This is a genomic window from Liquorilactobacillus hordei DSM 19519 (genome assembly GCF_019443985.1).
In the GTDB taxonomy this organism is placed as follows: domain Bacteria; phylum Bacillota; class Bacilli; order Lactobacillales; family Lactobacillaceae; genus Liquorilactobacillus; species Liquorilactobacillus hordei.
Genome location: NZ_CP049303.1, coordinates 1949422 through 1966734, shown reverse-complemented (window position 1 = coordinate 1966734; position 17313 = coordinate 1949422). Strand labels below are relative to the sequence as shown.

Here is a 17313-nt window from a genome sequence, read left to right as displayed (position 1 = left end):
TATGAAATTAAGTGTAACAAAGAATCAAGTTATTAGTAATGTACTTACTATGACTTACCGTAACTTACTAAAAACGTTGCATAATTCAGATAATCTCAGTGATGTTATTATTCAACCTGTGATCTTTACGCTATTATTCGGTTATTTGTTTGGTGGAGTTATTGCAGGTAGTGTGCATGCTTACTTGCCAATGCTTGTATCAGGAATTCTAGTTCAAAGCATTTTAAACGCGGCCTCAGGTTCAGGACAACAATTACGTGAAGATATTAATGGTGGAATTTTTGATCGCTTTAAGGTCTTACCTATTTCGCCTATTGCACCATTAGCAGGACAGTTACTAGGTGATATCTTTCGATTACTGATTTCGGGAGTAATGACCTTAACAACATCTTTTTTGATGGGGTGGAGACCCTCGGTGAACATTTTTATGCTTGGAATTGCTACTTTATTAGCTATTTTTATTGGCTGGTCAATTTCTTGGGTTTTTGCTTTAGTTGGTTTACTAGTTAAGAAGGCAGAATTAATTGGTAGTTTGTCAATGATTATTATCTTGGTAATGACATTCTTATCCAATGCTTTTATTCCAATAAAGACATTACCAACTTTTTTGCAACCTGTAGTTAGAATCAATCCGGTCAGTCTGACTATTACTGCAATCAGAACAATTCTGAAAACCGGTAATTGGAGTAATAATGCTACAATGGTGTTCATTAGTGGTGTGGTAATTATTATGTTTTTTATGCCAATAACTGTTTTTGTTTATCAACGACGTAGTTAGTATCCCCAAACTTATGAAGGTTGTTGTTTTTAAATAAGAAAAGTATTTTTCATCTAAATTTCGAAACCGTTAAAAAATAGATAAATATTGCTAATTTGACTATTTCATAAAAATAAAAAAGCGTGCAAAAATCTTCTTTTGATTTTTGCCACGCTTTTTATTTTGAAGGGTTTATTATTATTTATCTTAAAGTTGAACTTTTTTTATAATAAAACATAAGCCAATTATTATTCAAATGAGATATATTGACTTGGCAACCAAAAGCCACTAGTTAACCTATACCATGTGATTTCATCAGAGGTGACTGTGTGTCCAAGTTGAACTTTTGTTCCATGCTTTAGTTTCCCAGCTATTTTGCCAAAAGGTCTATCATAAAGAAAGACAGACTCGTCAGCAATATAATCTACGGTACCATTGATAAGGCTGGCAAGTTTTACAGAATCATCAAGGTGTTGTCCTTCAGTAAAATCCTTTGAATATACAGACATGCGGACACTATCGAAAGCAATCCAAAGCGGGCCGCCAATACAATACCATTTTGTATTATCCGTGGTTGTAATTACTGAGAAGGTTTTCCAGATAGTTTGAGGAGATAAGGTGATTTTAAGTTGACGACCTTCTGGAGAACTATAAACAGGTACAGAACTTTTCATTTTAAAATAGAGAGTTGACTGCTCATTAGTAAGCCATACACGCCGTCGGTAAAAGAATGTTAAGGAAGAACTTTCTGAAGAACGAATCCCCCTAATTGTTCCTTTGACATTCATTAGACTGTATTCGGGTACAGAAGGTGAGTATAATTGATATGCATCACCCAAATATCCCTTGGACAGTTTAGGTGGAAGAATTAACTCGGTTGTATCCATATCTCTACAAAAAATCCAAATAGCTCCTGCTATTTTTTTCTGGAATGTCAAAGTTAAGATGGCATAGTGAGCAACATAAAATTTTGTGAATCCTTTAAAATTAATTAAATCAAAATTTTCAAGAGACTTAATCCGGTAATGAATTTTTTCACCAAGGCGCCCACTTACAATTTGCGGTGTTGTAAGTTCATTGCCATCTTCATCTGCATAGATAATTAACAAAACAGAGTCTTGAAAATCTTTTTTCCTAAATGAGGTTTTAGGTGCAACTTCAACTGTATTTTTATTTTCTTTCACAGATTTCAATTCGGGAGAGTTCTTCCGTGTAGGTTGTATATCTTTTTTATTTTTGTTACTTGAATATTTTCTTTTTGAATCTCGTGATAATAAATTTTTAATGAATTTGGGAAATTTCAAGAATGCACCGCCTTAGAAACAAGTAGAAAAGATTATTACTTCAATTTCAATTTTTAAATGAGATATCAACAACTCTATTACCAGTAATAATTGTTACATCGTTGATTGACCGGTTTGTTAGTTTTTCGAGTACGAAACTAATTTCTTCCACAGTAATTCCACGTACTTTGTTGGAAATAACAATCTCACTAGTTGTTGCATTTTTCTTGAAAACCACACGTGTATTGCCAAGTGTATAAATTTTGATGAAGTGATTAATAGAACTTTCAAGTTCATGTTTTATCTTTCTGGAGTAACTGCCACTAACGTCGATAAGATGCATTATAATTCCTCCCCGTACTGTTAATTGTTTTTATGCCTCTATTATAATATAAAACAGGATACATACTATAGGAAAATGCTACGAAAAAAGGAAATGTAATTGGATTTACACTTCCTTTTTGATTAAAAGTTAATTTTTTGTTTGTTTATTAACATTAACAATCTTGGGTGCATCAATTATTATTTGATTATCAACCAATTTTGCTTCAAATTCTTTTGTATTTGGATGTTGAAGATAATAATCAGCGACACTATCTTCAAGTTGTTCTTGAATAACACGTCTGAGTGGACGAGCACCCATTTGAGGACTGTAACCTAAATCAACCAGTTTATCTTTAACTTCATCGGTTACACTTAACGAAAGTCCTTGTTGAGACATCATACCATTAACTTCATCTAACATTAATGACACTATTGAAACTAAGTCTTCCTTATTCAATGCATTAAATTCAACAATATCATCGAACCGATTTAGAAATTCGGGCTTAAAGTATTTAGTAAGTTTGTCTAATACAGAGTGTGTATTTCCACTGGCAGCAGCTCCAAAACCAACACTTGCAACAGAATCTCCGCTTCCTGCATTTGAAGTCATGATAATGATAGTATCTTTAAAACTAACAGTTCTACCTTGAGAATCAGTTAGACGTCCATCATCGAGTATTTGTAAGAACATATGCATTACATCTGGATGTGCTTTTTCTACTTCATCGAGTAACAATAAACTGTATGGATGCCGACGAACCTGTTCGGTTAATTGACCAGCTTCTTCATATCCAACATATCCAGGAGGGGAACCAATCAATTTTGAGACTGAATGTTTTTCCATATACTCACTCATATCAAAACGAAGCATTGAATCTGAGGAACCAAACAGTTCTTTTGCCAATTGTTTGGCTGTCTCTGTTTTTCCTACACCGGTAGGCCCTACAAATAGGAAAGAGCCGATAGGACGTCCAGATTTATTAAAACCGACACGATTGCGTCTGATTGCACGAGCAACCTTATTAACAGCATCTTTTTGTCCAATAATATGAGAATCTAGTGAAATTGCTAGATTCTTTAATTGTGTTTGTTCCTTTTCTTGTAGTTCGCCTACTGGAATGTTGGTTTTTTCTTCAATGATTTTTTCCATATCTTTTTCAGTGATTACTGGAGAATTTTCAGCATCAACTTGTGTTTCTTTCATCGAAGTCAGTTTATTTAATTGATCACGATAATAAGCAGCTTTTTCGTAATCCTCCGAGCTCAACGCAATTTGTTTTTGTTCTTGCGCATTTTTTATTTTTTGTTCTATAACATGAGGATCAATAGCTTGAATTGTCAAATTTTTACGTGAACCTGATTCATCAAGCAAGTCGATTGCCTTATCTGGTAAAAAGCGGTCCTGAATATAGCGGCTAGATAACTTAACTGCTGCATTTATAGCTTCAGGAGTGTAGCGAACGTGATGATATGACTCATATTTAGTTTGAATACCTTCAAGTATTTTGATTGTTTCATTAATAGAAGGCTCATCAACTTGGACAGGCTGAAGTCTTCGAGCGAGTGCTGCATCTTTTTCAATAGTGCGATATTCATTTAAAGTGGTTGCACCTACTAATTGAAGCTCACCGCGAGCCAGAGCAGGCTTTAATACATTACCAGCGTCCATACCACCCTCAGCATTACCAGCACCTACAATTTCGTGAATTTCGTCGATAAAAAGAATAATATTTTGATTCTGTTTTAACTCGTTCATTAGTAGTTGCATCCGTTGTTCGAATTGACCACGTACACCGGTTCCCTGAACTAAAGATACTACGTCTAAACGAATAACGTGTTTATCCAGTAACTTCTGAGGTACGTCACCATCAACAATCTTTTGGGCTAATCCTTCGACAACAGCAGTTTTACCAACACCTGCTTCACCTATTAAGACAGGATTATTTTTTGTTCTCCGGTTTAAGATTTCAATTACACGTGAAATTTCATTGTCACGACCGATTACGGGGTCAATCTTGTTGTTTTTTGCTTCATTTGTTAAATCTAAACCGAATTGTGCTAGAATTCCATTGTTGCCACGTCTACCTCCACCATTACCCGAGAATTGAGCTGCCTGTGGAGCACCTTGCTGGGACTGCTGGGTAGCTGCTGAGCTGTCTCCGAGTGATCGGAAGATATCGTTAAGACTCCCAAAACCAAAGGGATCTTGCATGGCATTGCTTTCACCATTTCTTTGAGACTGTTCTTTTAAAGCACGGTAGCAGTTTTGGCAAAGGTCGATTGATGCTTGCTGACCATTAAGACTTGTTGAAAGATGTATTGTGGCTGCGTTTTTTTTGCAATTTTGACATAGCATTAAGAACTCACTACCTTTCTTGAAATTATTTGACTATCTTTGACCTTTGAAAGTAGTATACTTTTTTTTAATTGGTAGTTCAAGCATTAAGTCTTCTCACAATTTGTTTTTCAGGAAAAAAGTAAGTATCATTAAGGGGACATAAAAAGGAGTGATAGCATGGAGGAGACATTTAAGGATAAGTTAGAAAAATTAGCTAATGGTGAAATCACAGAAATTAAAATAACGGCTGAGAATTTTATGGACTTTCAAGAGGAGTTTATGAATTTTCCACAACGGAAAAGAGTAGTGGGAATTGCTGGTCATAATGGGCAAATTATATATCATTTTGAAAGATAATCAAATTAGAAAAGATGACGGGAAAAAAATAAAAAACTTGTATTGTAAAACTTGTATTGTAATTTGATTCATGCTAACATTTATTTTTAGTAGGAACGATTCTGTCATTATATAATGAAAACGCGTTCTTGTAATGCTTTCATTCACAGATGAGTTCTTAAAATACTTTATTTATAACGTAAAGGAGTCCGACTAGACATGGAAAAGAAAGAATTTCATATTATCGCAGAAACAGGTATTCACGCTCGCCCAGCAACACTTTTGGTACAAGCAGCAAGCAAGTTCAATTCAGATATTACTTTAACTTATAAAGAAAAATCTGTTAACTTGAAATCAATTATGGGTGTTATGTCACTTGGTGTTGGTCAAAATGCTGATGTTACAATCAGTGCTGATGGTGCAGATGAAACAGATGCACTTGCAGCAATTGCTGACGCAATGACAAAGGAAGGACTTGCTGAATAATGTCTGAAATGTTGAAGGGTATTGCTGCAAGTGATGGTATCGCTGCAGCAAAGGCATACATGCTCGTTCAACCAGATTTATCGTTTTCCGAAAGTTCTGTTGAAGATACAGAAGCTGAGACTAAGCGGTTGGACGATGCGGTTGAAGCTGCTAAAGCTGATCTTAAGATTATCAAAGAGAAGGCTGCTGCCAATTTAGGTGCAGAAGAAGCAGAAGTTTTTGAAGCACATTTAACTATTTTATCTGATCCAGAGTTGATTGGGAACATCAAGGATAAGATTACAAATGATAAGGTTAATGCTGAAAAAGCTTTGAAAGATGTAACAGATATGTTTATCGCAATGTTTGAGGGTATGACAGATAATGCTTATATGCAAGAACGTGCAGGCGATATTCGAGACGTTACTAAGCGTGTTTTGAGCCATTTGCTAGGAGTTAACTTACCTAACCCTGCTTTAATTAATGAAGAGGTAGTTATTGTAGCACATGACTTAACTCCATCTGATACTGCACAATTAGATAGGAACTTTGTAAAGGGCTTTATCACTGATATAGGTGGACGTACTTCACATTCAGCTATTATGTCAAGAACCCTTGAAATTCCTGCTATTGTTGGTTCAGGAGATGCTACTAGTGCAATTAAAGAGGATCAAACTGTCATCATCGATGGTATTGAAGGCGAAGCGATTATTGAACCTTCTGCTGAGGAATTGAAGAAGTATGAAGATAAAGCTTCTGATTTCGCCAAGCAAAAGGCTGAATGGGAAGAATTGAAGGATGCTAAGACCCTTACAGCAGATGGCAAGCAATTCACTTTGGGTGCTAACATTGGTACACCAAAAGATGTAGCAGGTGCAACTGATAATGGTGCAGAAGCTGTTGGTTTATTCCGTTCGGAGTTTTTATACATGGATGCGAGTGAACTTCCTAGTGAAGATGATCAATTCGAAGCGTATAAACAAGCCGTTGAGGGTATGGGTGGTAAGCAAGTTGTTGTCCGCACAATGGATATAGGTGGAGATAAAGAATTACCTTACTTACCATTACCTGAAGAGATGAATCCATTCTTAGGCTATCGTGCTATTCGTATTAGTTTAGATAAGCAAGATATTTTTAGAACACAGCTGAGAGCTTTGTTGCGTGCATCTAATTATGGACGTTTAGCAATTATGTTCCCAATGATTGCTACTGTAAAAGAATTCAAAGCTGCTAAAGCAATTTTCGAAGAAGAAAAAGCAAAATTTGTTCAGGCTGGAAAGCCTGTCTCAGATGATATTGAAGTCGGTATGATGATGGAAATTCCTGCGGCAGCGATGATTGCTGACAAATTGGCTAAATATTCTGACTTCTTTAGTATTGGGACAAACGATTTGATCCAATATACAATGGCTGCTGACCGTGGAAACGAGCGAGTTTCTTATTTGTACCAACCTTACAACCCATCAATTCTACGTCTTATTAAGAACATTATTGATTCTTCTCATGCAGAGGGTAAATGGACTGGTATGTGTGGTGAGATGGCTGGTGATCAGATTGCTGTACCTATTTTAGCTGGACTTGGTCTTGATGAATTTTCAATGAGTGCAACCTCAATTCTTAAGACTCGTAGTTTAATGAAAAAATTAGATACGGAAAAAATGAAAAAATTAGCTGAAAAAGCAGTCAATGAATGTGAAACAACTGAGGAAGTTATCTCCTTAGTTAAGGAATTTACAGATTAATTGAATAATTTTTGGCCGAATTTCTTATGAAATTCGGCTTTTTTTATTTCAAATTTGAAGATTAAGTAAAAGAACTATTAAGATTAAAAATGATTTTCAACGAAAAATTGAGGAATCGTTGCATTAAGTTGTTTGAACCAATATAATTAACATTGACTATTAATTATTAAGGGGGATGCTCGTGAATATTGGGATTTTTACGGATACTTATTTTCCGCAAGTCAGTGGCGTAGCTACCTCTGTTAAAACTTTACGTGAACAGTTGGAACAACATGGACACAATGTATACATTTTTACAACAACTGACCCAAATGTTGAACCTAATCAATATGAAAGAAATATTTTTAGGTTTAGCAGCATACCGTTTATTTCATTTACCGATCGTCGTATCGCAGTGAGGGGCCTTTTTAGAGCATATCAGGTGGCACGCGATTTGGAGTTAGATATTGTGCATACTCAGACTGAATTTTCGATGGGGTGGATTGGTAAATTTGTAGCCAAGAATTTGAAGATTCCATGTATACATACCTATCACACAATGTATGAAGATTACTTACATTATGTTGCTAAGGGCAAATTATTGAAACCCTATCATGTAAAGCAAATGTCACGCACATTTTGTTACCATATGACAGGGATAGTTGCGCCAAGTGAAAGAGTTTTGGATACTTTGGATAGGTATGGCATTAAATCACCTGTGACAGTCATTCCAACAGGAGTAGATATTAACAAGTTTGGAAATGTTGCGGCTGATTTAAATTTACGTGAAAAGTATAAATTTAAAAGTGAGACACCAATCTTATTAACATTGAGCAGGTTAGCTTATGAAAAGAATATTGATAGGCTAATTGCTGTTTTTCCAGAAATTTTAAAAAGAGTCCCAGATGTGAAGTTATTAATTGTTGGTGATGGGCCTGCTATGGAATCTTTGAAGGAGCAGGTTACAGAATTGAAATTAGAATCAGCTATTATTTTTGCCGGTGAAGTAGATAATGAAGAGGTTGCCAGCTATTATCATACAGCTGATTTATTTGTATCAACTTCTATTTCCGAATCACAAGGGCTTACTTATATTGAGGCAATGGCATCTGGACTAAGGGTTGTAGCAACACACAGTCCATATACTGACGAATTACTAAGTGATGAGGATTTTGGGGGAACTTTTAGTAATAAAAACGAATTAATTGATAAAATTATTTTTTATTTGAATAAGAGTAAAGAACAAATTAATCAAGACAAATTAGGGTCCAAATTAGCTTCTATTTCTGCAGATAATTTTGGTGAGAGAATATTACAGTTCTACACCGACTGTAAAGTGTTGTATGGCAAGGAAAGTGAAACTAGTCATTCTGGCGAAACGGGCTGATTAAGGGAGTTTTAAGATGTTGAAGATTCAAATGTTTTCTTCTGCCACAAAAGTTAAAGGACAAGGTGTTGGCAGTGCCTACACAGAGTTAATTGATTTGTTGCGTAAAAAGTTATCAGGAAAACTAGAAATATCAATTAATAAATTTAGCAGATCTGATATAAGCCATTACCATACGATTGATCCGCTCTTCTTTTTGACGACTTTTTTTCCAGGAAGAGGTCGGAAGATTGGTTATGTTCACTTTTTACCTGAAACACTTGAAGGTAGCTTGAAGTTGCCTTGGCTTATTAAAAAAATTGTTTACCGATATGTGATTGCATTTTATCGAAGAATGGATCAACTGGTAGTTGTTAATCCAATCTTTATAAAGGATCTTGAAAAGTATGGTATTGCAAAAGAAAAAATAACATATATTCCAAATTTTGTTTCGCGAGATGTCTTTTTTCCTCAAGGGACTGAAGATAAAAGAAGTATTAGGGCGAGTCTTGGAATTAATCAAAATAAATTTGTTGTTTTGGGAGTTGGTCAAGTTCAGGAACGAAAGGGTGTTCCTGATTTTATTGAACTGGCCAAGAAATTACCAGAAGTTCAATTCATTTGGGTTGGGGGATTTTCTTTTGGAAAAATTACAGATGGATATGAGGAGCTTAAGAGGGTGGTTGATAATCCGCCAGAAAATCTTATTTTTCCAGGAATAGTTGATCGAGAGAAGATGAATGATTATTATAATATAGCTGATGTTTTCTTACTACCATCATATAATGAACTTTTTCCAATGAGTATACTAGAAGCATTTAGTACCGGAACACCAGTTGTTTTGCGTTCGCTTGAATTATATGAGGTTATCTTGAAGGGGTATTACTTAGATGCTAAGGACGTTTCTGAATTTGAATTAGTTTTGAGAAATTTGGCGAATACACCTGAATTAGTTAGTAAAATGAGTCGGAAGTCACTAGATGCTTCAAATTATTATTCAGAGGATAATCTAGCTAAGATATGGTACGACTTTTACTATCAGCAGACTGAGATGGTGAAGTAATGACAAGAAAAAATAAAATCGTCTTATTATTAATGTTTATTTTCGGAAGCATTATTTTAGGATTTTCTTTACGCGATATCTCATTTGGATCACTAATGCATGATGTGTCTGCTCTTAAATGGGAATGGTTGCTGGTTGCTTTTGCAAGCATGGGACTATCTTTACTAACTGAGGCAGTTGTTGTTAAGATATTATTGCATCGTGAAGGATCGAAGTTTAGTTGGCGAGACACTATCAGAATCCCTTTAATTGAACAGCTTTTTAATGGGATTACACCTTTTTCTTCTGGTGGACAACCCGCGCAACTGTTTGCACTCTTACAATCAGGAATTGATGCTGGTAGAGCGACATCAGTTCTTTTAATGAAGTTTGTAGTATATCAATCTATGATTGTCATTAATTTTGTATTCGCATTGTTCGTGGGGTTCCATTTGATAGCGGATAAGATGCATGCTCTTTCTATTTTATTTATTTTTGGTTTTGTAGTACATCTAGTAGTTATACTAGCACTGCTATTGGTAATGTACTGGTATGACTTTACAAAGAAATTAGTCAAGCTATTGTTTAAGCCAGTAAAATGGTTTTCCAATTCTGAACGTTATATGAAATGGGAAGTGGCAATTGATGAAAAAATTGATAATTTCTATGAGGAGAGTATACGTTTAAAGGGTAATTGGAAGCTATTACTGAAAATAAGTTTATTAACACTTGTGCAACTGTCTTTTTATTACGTAATACCTTACTTTATCTTACTAGCACTAAATGTTTCTCATGCTCAATTATTGTTGGTTATAACATTACATATTCTTATCGTAATGGTTATTTCCCTTTTTCCAATTCCGGGTGGCTCAGGCGGTGCAGAATATAGTTTTTCAATGATTTTTTCAACATTCATTACTAATTCTAGTAAGTTGGTGTTGGCCATGATTTTATGGCGCTTTGTGACTTATTACTTTGGAATGATTCTTGGAATGATTGCATTAATTATTCCACCTAAAAACAGAGAAAAGTAATTTGAAAGAAAGATAGATACTAAAAAACGTTCGAAATATTTAAAGGAAATCAATTCATTTTTGAAGGGATTTCTTTTTTTAGTCTATATAGATTGCTAAGACTCTTTTTGTATGAGTCTTTGTTTAAGTTTATGAAACGTATACTAAAAAACAATTTATTAATTTTATTCTTTATTTTAAGGTCAAAGTCCATGATTTTTTAACTTTTTTAATATTATTTGAGTGATAAAAGTGATATATTTCGTGTATGTTTAATTTTTATTTGTTAGAATGTACTTATTATGTTTATTTAGGGATTGAATATCAATCTGGGAAGAAGGAGTTTTTTAAAATGGAGATTTCACAATTAGCAGCAATAATTTCACGCTTAGATGGGATGATTAAGGAACAAAGTGATGAGGTTCAGAGTAGACGGTTTGAAAAGGATGGGCGTGAACTAGGAGTTATCAGTTATGACAAGGAGACAGACACGTTTATTCTTGAGGAACTAGCCGATAAGCAGAAGTTTGAGTTTGATAATATTGATTTAGCTGCAATGGAAATTTATGATTTGTTGAACGATTAATTATTAAAAAAAATTGAAGATGAGTTTTATTTTTATGTTGTGCGAACAAATAGGGATATAATTAATCTAATATGATATTTTTAAAGATGGAGGCAGTTTAATGGGGTCGGTCTTAAACAAGATTAAGAATGTCCTGAACACCAAAAATGGATTTTTTATTTTATTAGTGGTTTGTTTCTGGATTAAAACTTATTGGGCTTACCAGACGAAGTTCAATTTGGGGGTTACTGGTGGAATTCAAGAAGCAATTCTGATGTTGAATCCACTTCCGTTTGGATTGTTACTTTTGGGAATTGCACTGTATTTCAGAGGTAAAAAGTCGTATTGGATTTTAATGATAATTAATTTATTGTCATCACTTTTATTATTTTCCAATATTCTTTACTATCGAGAATTCTCAGATTTTTTGTCTGTGGGAATAATTAAGTCTTCAGGCTCAGTTTCAAATAACTTAGGGCTTAGTATTATGGAAATCATACATCCAAGTGATTTCTTAGTGTTTTTAGATGTTATAATTTTGAGCTTACTTTTGATTTTTAAAGTCATCAAAGTAGATAAAAGAAGACCAAATTTCAAAGTAGCTGGTGTAATTACAGCATTGTCAGTGATTTTGTTTGCAGTTAATATGACAATTTCTGAGAAAGACAGACCACAGTTGTTAACAAGAACATTTGATAATAACTATATAGTAAAGTATCTAGGGCTGAATTTTTATACTGGATATAATGTTTATGAGACGTATAAAGAAAGTTCAACTAGAGCAAATGCAAGCAGCAATGATTTGAAGAGTGTATTGTCTTATCTGAAGAAGAATAGATCTTCCTCAAATATTTCGTACTTTGGTAAGGCTAAAGGAAAAAATGTATTTATCTTTCACTTGGAGAGTTTTCAGCAATTTTTGATTAATTATAAGGTAGATGGAAAAGAAGTTACACCAAATATCAATAAGTTTTATTCTGACAGTAATACACTGTCTTTTGACAATTTCTTTAACCAAGTTGGGCAAGGGAAAACCTCAGATGCTGAAACGATGTTGGAAAATTCGCTTTTTGGTTTACCATCGGGTTCAGTGATGACGCAATATGGGACTTCGAACACTTTCCAGGCGTTGCCCGCTATCTTAGATCAAAAAGGCTATTCGACGGCAGCTTTTCATGGTGATGTAGGAAGTTTTTGGAATAGAGATAATACCTATAAGTCATGGGGCTATCAATATTTTTTTGATGACGACTATTACAAGCAAAAAACGGATTATAGTGTAGGGTATGGACTGAAGGATAAAATTTTCTTGAAACAAGCTACTAAATATATTCAACAGTTACCACAGCCATTTTATGCGAAGTTGATTACTGTTACAAATCACTATCCTTATGAATTAGATAAACAAAATCAATCTATTGCTAAGACTACAACGGGTGATAAGACTGTCGATGGCTACGTGCAAACGGCACATTATTTGGATCAAGCGTTTGGCGAATTTATTTCTTATTTGAAAAAATCAGGATTATATAACAATTCGATGATTGTTGTTTATGGTGATCACTATGGTATTTCAAACAATCATAAAAAAGCTATTGCCCAATTATTGGGTAAGAAGTCGGTTTCAAGTTATGATTTAGCCATGTTCCAAAAAGTTCCATTTATGATCCATTTGAATGGTTTAAAGGGTGGCGTTAACCACACTTATGGTGGTGAAATTGACGTGATGCCAACGTTAGAGGATTTATTAGGAATTGATTCTTCCAACATGATTCAGCTGGGGAATGATTTGCTTTCTGAAAATAGAAATCAAACAGTTGCATTTAGAGATGGTGACTATGTTTCGCCAACGTATTCTAAGATTGGAAGCAAAGTGTATGATAGTAGTGGTAATTTAATTAATAATCTAACTACTGAACAAAAGAAACAAGTTAACTCTATGCAATCTCATACAGATAAGGTTCTCTCTTTGTCGGATAAGATTGTTACAGGAGACCTTTTGAGGTTTTATACACCTTCTGGATTTAAGAAGGTTAATAAGAGTGATTATAGTTACAAGTATGTCGATGGAATTAAGAATTTAAAAGCTGCTCAGAAGAAAGGTACAAGTTTAGTTGAAAAATATGGAGGTTCAACTTTAAACCTGTTTAAAACAGATGCACCTGAGCTGAAGTAAATTTGAATTAGACATGTGACGTAAGTCGATAAGGTTTGAGTTAGACGGATAATATTGACTTGTAGAACACGTTTGTGAGAAATAAATAGATGGGGCTGTGCCATAAGTCCTTCAAAATAGAAGAGATTAGTGAAAATCGTTCTTTGATTTTCGCTAATCTCTTCTTTTTGTTTATAGAACAGTTATAGTTGGTAACCTTTGCCACCAATTTTCTAATGTTCATTGCCATCAAGGCAATTCCAGCTTCCTTTTTTACCTTCTCAAGACCTCTAACCGAAAATCTTTTAAAACCCAAACAAGCCTTCAATCCACCAAAAACTGATTCGACATCTATTTTACGTCGTCCATAAATTGAACCAGTTTGGTGATTTGAAAGCAACTTGCGTTCCTTAGCTTTGAAGTACTCCCAAGCGTCATTAATACTTATTTTGCGAAGATTTCCGCTTTTAGTGAACGCTCGGTGGTCAATTTGAAAATCATTATCATATTTGTTTGCCTTATACTCTTTAAATTCACGTACAAACCCGTACTTGTCTTTGCGCTTACGGTAAGTATAAAAACTAAATCTAACTCCTTGCGGATCAATAAAATAATCATCTTTAGGGTGATATGTCCAATTCATGATCTTACGGTCATCGCTTTGCCATTTGCGACTATTTTCTTTCAACATTGTCCCATACGGAATCAACGCTGTATGTTCAGGTAATTCATCTTCAAAGTATCGATAATTTGATTCTGAACCGTATCCTGCATCGGCCACAATATACTTACCTAAAGTTCCAGCTGCTTGTTGCTGCTGTAAAAAGGGAATTAATGTTTTGGTATCTCCTGGATTTTGAAAAATGCCAAAGGCAGTTACAAATTGTTTACTTGTGGCGATTTGTAGATTATAAGCCGGTTTTAGCTGTCCGTTGAGCATTGAATCTTCTTTAACACGCATAAAAGTCGCATCATGGTCTGTTTTCGAATAACTATTTCGTTTACCATAAATTCCAGTTTGTATTTTATATTCCAATAACTTAGTTTGGCGTAACTTAAGTTTTCGTTTTAACGATTTCAGTTTTCGACGTCTGGACTTGTCTGGGTTTGGAGAGGTGTGCTCCTTTTCAATCTTTTTATTCAGATCTTTCAAGTTATTCTCTAACCGCAAGATAATTTCATCAAGCGTTTCTAAAGTAAGATCTGTCTCTACTGGGAGCTGGCATTTAAACTTAGCTTCATTTAATTCTTTCAGAAGGGATATAATCGCAGAGCGATTAAGCTTGTCAAAACGAACAGTATTCTTACGCCAAACAAAACTATACTTATTGGCATCAGCCAAAATTTTAGTTCCATCAATAAAAGTAACCTCATCAATAAAGTTATTTTGCTTTAGATATTTGGTTAGTTTTTGAATGCATTGATTGATCAAGTTCTCAACTTCATCTGAAATTCTAAAACGACAAATTGTTCGGTAGGCTGGAACTTGTTCTTGCGTCAGCCAGCGGGCTGCCAAATTCTCTTCTGCCAAGGTATTAATACGACGACTACTGAAGATACCTTTTGTGTACGCAAACAAAATTAATTTTAAAAGTACACGCAGATCATACTTACGCGGACGTCCAAAGATGTAGGGATCTTTAATTTTAAGGTCTTCAACTATTTGATTAATCATCCGTGCAGGATGATTTTCTTTTGGTTCCCAGTCAGTTTTGATACTAAGTACAGTCTGATTTATGTTATAATTATTATACATTTTGTTTATCCTTTCTATAGGGGTATTGTTTTTGAAAGTACTGGCTGCAACCGGTGCTTTTTTATTTTTAATTATACCAAAAGAGCTTCACCAGAAAAATCATTACTTTCTCTGGTGAAGCTCTTTCACTTAGGACTTATGGCACAGCCCCTTTTTTATGCCCTGATGAAGTAACTCTTTTTATTTTGAAATTTTATATACTTTGAATAGTAATGCTAGAAGATTATTTAACTCTTTAGGGCATTTTTGTAATACAACAAAACGCTCCTAATTTATTCTTGTCAGCTATAATTATGATACTAAAGACTATTTAGAATAAATAGAAAAAACTTCTTGACTCAGTACGTAATACTTGGTATTATATTTATTGTCGTTAAGAGATATAAATGTTTAGACAAAACAAATTTTTGAATATTTATTAGTTTTATAAGATTTTTTATTCAAAAAAAGCTATTGACTTTAACAGATAACGATGTTACAATTAAATGGTTGCGTTAAGCAATTATGTAGACCTTTGAAAACTGAACAAAGTTTCGACAAATCAAATGTGTAGGGTCTCTTGTTTAGTACAAGAGCAAACATTTGCGAAGTCAATTCGCTAGTAAATAAGTAATTAAAGAGTCACAAACTTTTAAAATGAGAGTTTGATCCTGGCTCAGGACGAACGCTGGCGGCGTGCCTAATACATGCAAGTCGAACGCGAAACTTTCACCGAATGCTTGCATTCACGAAAGTTTTGAGTGGCGAACGGGTGAGTAACACGTGGGTAACCTGCCCAGAAGAGGGGGATAACACTTGGAAACAGGTGCTAATACCGCATAATAACAAAAACCGCATGGTTTTTGTTTGAAAGATGGTTTTGCTATCACTTCTGTATGGACCCGCGGCGTATTAGCTAGTTGGTGAGGTAAAGGCTTACCAAGGCAATGATACGTAGCCGAACTGAGAGGTTGATCGGCCACATTGGGACTGAGACACGGCCCAAACTCCTACGGGAGGCAGCAGTAGGGAATCTTCCACAATGGACGAAAGTCTGATGGAGCAACGCCGCGTGAGTGAAGAAGGTTTTCGGATCGTAAAACTCTGTTGTTAGAGAAGAACGTGTGTGAGAGTAACTGCTCATGCAGTGACGGTATCTAACCAGAAAGCCACGGCTAACTACGTGCCAGCAGCCGCGGTAATACGTAGGTGGCAAGCGTTGTCCGGATTTATTGGGCGTAAAGGGAACGCAGGCGGTTTTTTAAGTCTGATGTGAAAGCCTTCGGCTTAACCGAAGTCATGCATTGGAAACTGAAAGACTTGAGTGCAGAAGAGGAGAGTGGAACTCCATGTGTAGCGGTGAAATGCGTAGATATATGGAAGAACACCAGTGGCGAAAGCGGCTCTCTGGTCTGTAACTGACGCTGAGGTTCGAAAGTGTGGGTAGCAAACAGGATTAGATACCCTGGTAGTCCACACCGTAAACGATGAATGCTAAGTGTTGGAGGGTTTCCGCCCTTCGGTGCTGCAGCTAACGCATTAAGCATTCCGCCTGGGGAGTACGACCGCAAGGTTGAAACTCAAAGGAATTGACGGGGGCCCGCACAAGCGGTGGAGCATGTGGTTTAATTCGAAGCAACGCGAAGAACCTTACCAGGTCTTGACATCTTCTGACAACCTAAGAGATTAGGTGTTCCCTTCGGGGACAGAATGACAGGTGGTGCATGGTTGTCGTCAGCTCGTGTCGTGAGATGTTGGGTTAAGTCCCGCAACGAGCGCAACCCTTATTACTAGTTGCCAGCATTTAGTTGGGCACTCTAGTGAGACTGCCGGTGACAAACCGGAGGAAGGTGGGGATGACGTCAAATCATCATGCCCCTTATGACCTGGGCTACACACGTGCTACAATGGACGGTACAACGAGTCGCGAAACCGCGAGGTTTAGCTAATCTCTTAAAGCCGTTCTCAGTTCGGATTGTAGGCTGCAACTCGCCTACATGAAGTCGGAATCGCTAGTAATCGCGGATCAGCATGCCGCGGTGAATACGTTCCCGGGCCTTGTACACACCGCCCGTCACACCATGAGAGTTTGTAACACCCAAAGCCGGTGAGGTAACCATTTATGGAGCCAGCCGTCTAAGGTGGGACAGATGATTGGGGTGAAGTCGTAACAAGGTAGCCGTAGGAGAACCTGCGGCTGGATCACCTCCTTT

Annotated in this window: 13 protein-coding genes and 1 rRNA gene; 10 read left to right on the top strand and 4 right to left on the bottom strand. The window is 35.8% G+C overall.

The window, feature by feature from the left end; translation table 11 throughout:
* Position 1: 1 nt before the first annotated feature.
* The gene (locus tag G6O70_RS10915; RefSeq protein WP_057870164.1) at positions 2 to 778 is read left to right on the top strand and encodes an ABC transporter permease; all 777 of its coding nucleotides are present in this window, start codon (positions 2 to 4) and stop codon (positions 776 to 778) included.
* Between the two features lie 227 nt (positions 779 to 1005).
* On the opposite strand, the gene G6O70_RS10910 is transcribed toward G6O70_RS10915, so the two are convergent.
* The 3 genes from G6O70_RS10910 to G6O70_RS10900 all read right to left on the bottom strand — a co-directional run bounded on the left by G6O70_RS10910 (position 1006) and on the right by G6O70_RS10900 (position 4720).
* Positions 1006 to 2061 (bottom strand): MucBP domain-containing protein, encoded by a 1056-nt coding sequence (locus G6O70_RS10910; protein WP_057870165.1) that lies wholly within the window; start codon positions 2059 to 2061, stop codon positions 1006 to 1008.
* Positions 2062 to 2107: 46 nt separating this feature from the next.
* Positions 2108 to 2383: a DUF1827 family protein gene (locus G6O70_RS10905; RefSeq protein ID WP_057870166.1), complete on the bottom strand. Its 276-nt coding sequence runs from the start codon at positions 2381 to 2383 to the stop codon at positions 2108 to 2110.
* Between the two features lie 129 nt (positions 2384 to 2512).
* The gene (locus G6O70_RS10900; protein WP_057870167.1) at positions 2513 to 4720 is read right to left on the bottom strand and encodes an ATP-dependent Clp protease ATP-binding subunit; all 2208 of its coding nucleotides are present in this window, start codon (positions 4718 to 4720) and stop codon (positions 2513 to 2515) included.
* A 159-nt stretch (positions 4721 to 4879) separates the two neighbouring features.
* On the opposite strand from G6O70_RS10900, the gene G6O70_RS10895 reads away from it, so the two are divergent.
* The 8 genes from G6O70_RS10895 to G6O70_RS10860 all read left to right on the top strand — a co-directional run bounded on the left by G6O70_RS10895 (position 4880) and on the right by G6O70_RS10860 (position 13386).
* On the top strand, positions 4880 to 5059 hold the full coding sequence (locus tag G6O70_RS10895) for a hypothetical protein (RefSeq protein WP_057870168.1): 180 nt from the start codon (positions 4880 to 4882) through the stop codon (positions 5057 to 5059).
* Between the two features lie 198 nt (positions 5060 to 5257).
* Positions 5258 to 5524 (top strand): phosphocarrier protein HPr, encoded by a 267-nt coding sequence (locus G6O70_RS10890; protein ID WP_056992065.1) that lies wholly within the window; start codon positions 5258 to 5260, stop codon positions 5522 to 5524.
* On the top strand, positions 5524 to 7245 hold the full coding sequence (gene ptsP, locus G6O70_RS10885; protein ID WP_057870169.1) for a phosphoenolpyruvate--protein phosphotransferase: 1722 nt from the start codon (positions 5524 to 5526) through the stop codon (positions 7243 to 7245). The genes G6O70_RS10890 and ptsP overlap by 1 nt, the downstream gene beginning before the upstream one ends.
* 181 nt (positions 7246 to 7426) lie before the next feature.
* The gene (locus tag G6O70_RS10880; protein ID WP_057870170.1) at positions 7427 to 8611 is read left to right on the top strand and encodes a glycosyltransferase family 4 protein; all 1185 of its coding nucleotides are present in this window, start codon (positions 7427 to 7429) and stop codon (positions 8609 to 8611) included.
* A 16-nt stretch (positions 8612 to 8627) separates the two neighbouring features.
* On the top strand, positions 8628 to 9653 hold the full coding sequence (locus G6O70_RS10875; protein ID WP_057870171.1) for a glycosyltransferase family 4 protein: 1026 nt from the start codon (positions 8628 to 8630) through the stop codon (positions 9651 to 9653).
* Positions 9653 to 10666, top strand: a complete 1014-nt coding sequence (locus tag G6O70_RS10870) for a lysylphosphatidylglycerol synthase transmembrane domain-containing protein (RefSeq protein ID WP_057870172.1) — start codon at positions 9653 to 9655, stop codon at positions 10664 to 10666. Before G6O70_RS10875 ends, G6O70_RS10870 begins: the two co-directional genes overlap by 1 nt.
* Positions 10667 to 10997: 331 nt before the next feature.
* On the top strand, positions 10998 to 11231 hold the full coding sequence (locus tag G6O70_RS10865; protein ID WP_057870173.1) for a YkuJ family protein: 234 nt from the start codon (positions 10998 to 11000) through the stop codon (positions 11229 to 11231).
* A gap of 100 nt (positions 11232 to 11331) precedes the next feature.
* Positions 11332 to 13386: an LTA synthase family protein gene (locus G6O70_RS10860; protein WP_057870174.1), complete on the top strand. Its 2055-nt coding sequence runs from the start codon at positions 11332 to 11334 to the stop codon at positions 13384 to 13386.
* A 40-nt stretch (positions 13387 to 13426) separates the two neighbouring features.
* Here G6O70_RS10860 and G6O70_RS10855 read toward each other — a convergent pair whose 3' ends face one another.
* Positions 13427 to 15121, bottom strand: coding sequence for an IS1182 family transposase (locus G6O70_RS10855; protein WP_258236135.1), 1695 nt, complete (start codon positions 15119 to 15121; stop codon positions 13427 to 13429).
* A gap of 632 nt (positions 15122 to 15753) precedes the next feature.
* Between G6O70_RS10855 and G6O70_RS10850 the strand changes: the two genes are divergently transcribed.
* Positions 15754 to 17313, top strand: a 16S ribosomal RNA gene (locus G6O70_RS10850).

Bases quoted from the DNA above. Each gene is read 5' to 3' on its own strand.
- G6O70_RS10855 (WP_258236135.1), bottom strand. From the start codon at position 15,121: ATGTATAATAATTATAACATAAATCAGACTGTACTTAGTATCAAAACT.
- ptsP (WP_057870169.1), top strand. From the start codon at position 5,524: ATGTCTGAAATGTTGAAGGGTATTGCTGCAAGTGATGGTATCGCTGCA.
- G6O70_RS10870 (WP_057870172.1), top strand. From the start codon at position 9,653: ATGACAAGAAAAAATAAAATCGTCTTATTATTAATGTTTATTTTCGGA.
- G6O70_RS10900 (WP_057870167.1), bottom strand. From the start codon at position 4,720: ATGCTATGTCAAAATTGCAAAAAAAACGCAGCCACAATACATCTTTCA.
- G6O70_RS10890 (WP_056992065.1), top strand. From the start codon at position 5,258: ATGGAAAAGAAAGAATTTCATATTATCGCAGAAACAGGTATTCACGCT.
- G6O70_RS10860 (WP_057870174.1), top strand. From the start codon at position 11,332: ATGGGGTCGGTCTTAAACAAGATTAAGAATGTCCTGAACACCAAAAAT.
- G6O70_RS10875 (WP_057870171.1), top strand. From the start codon at position 8,628: ATGTTGAAGATTCAAATGTTTTCTTCTGCCACAAAAGTTAAAGGACAA.
- G6O70_RS10865 (WP_057870173.1), top strand. From the start codon at position 10,998: ATGGAGATTTCACAATTAGCAGCAATAATTTCACGCTTAGATGGGATG.
- G6O70_RS10895 (WP_057870168.1), top strand. From the start codon at position 4,880: ATGGAGGAGACATTTAAGGATAAGTTAGAAAAATTAGCTAATGGTGAA.
- G6O70_RS10905 (WP_057870166.1), bottom strand. From the start codon at position 2,383: ATGCATCTTATCGACGTTAGTGGCAGTTACTCCAGAAAGATAAAACAT.
- G6O70_RS10915 (WP_057870164.1), top strand. From the start codon at position 2: ATGAAATTAAGTGTAACAAAGAATCAAGTTATTAGTAATGTACTTACT.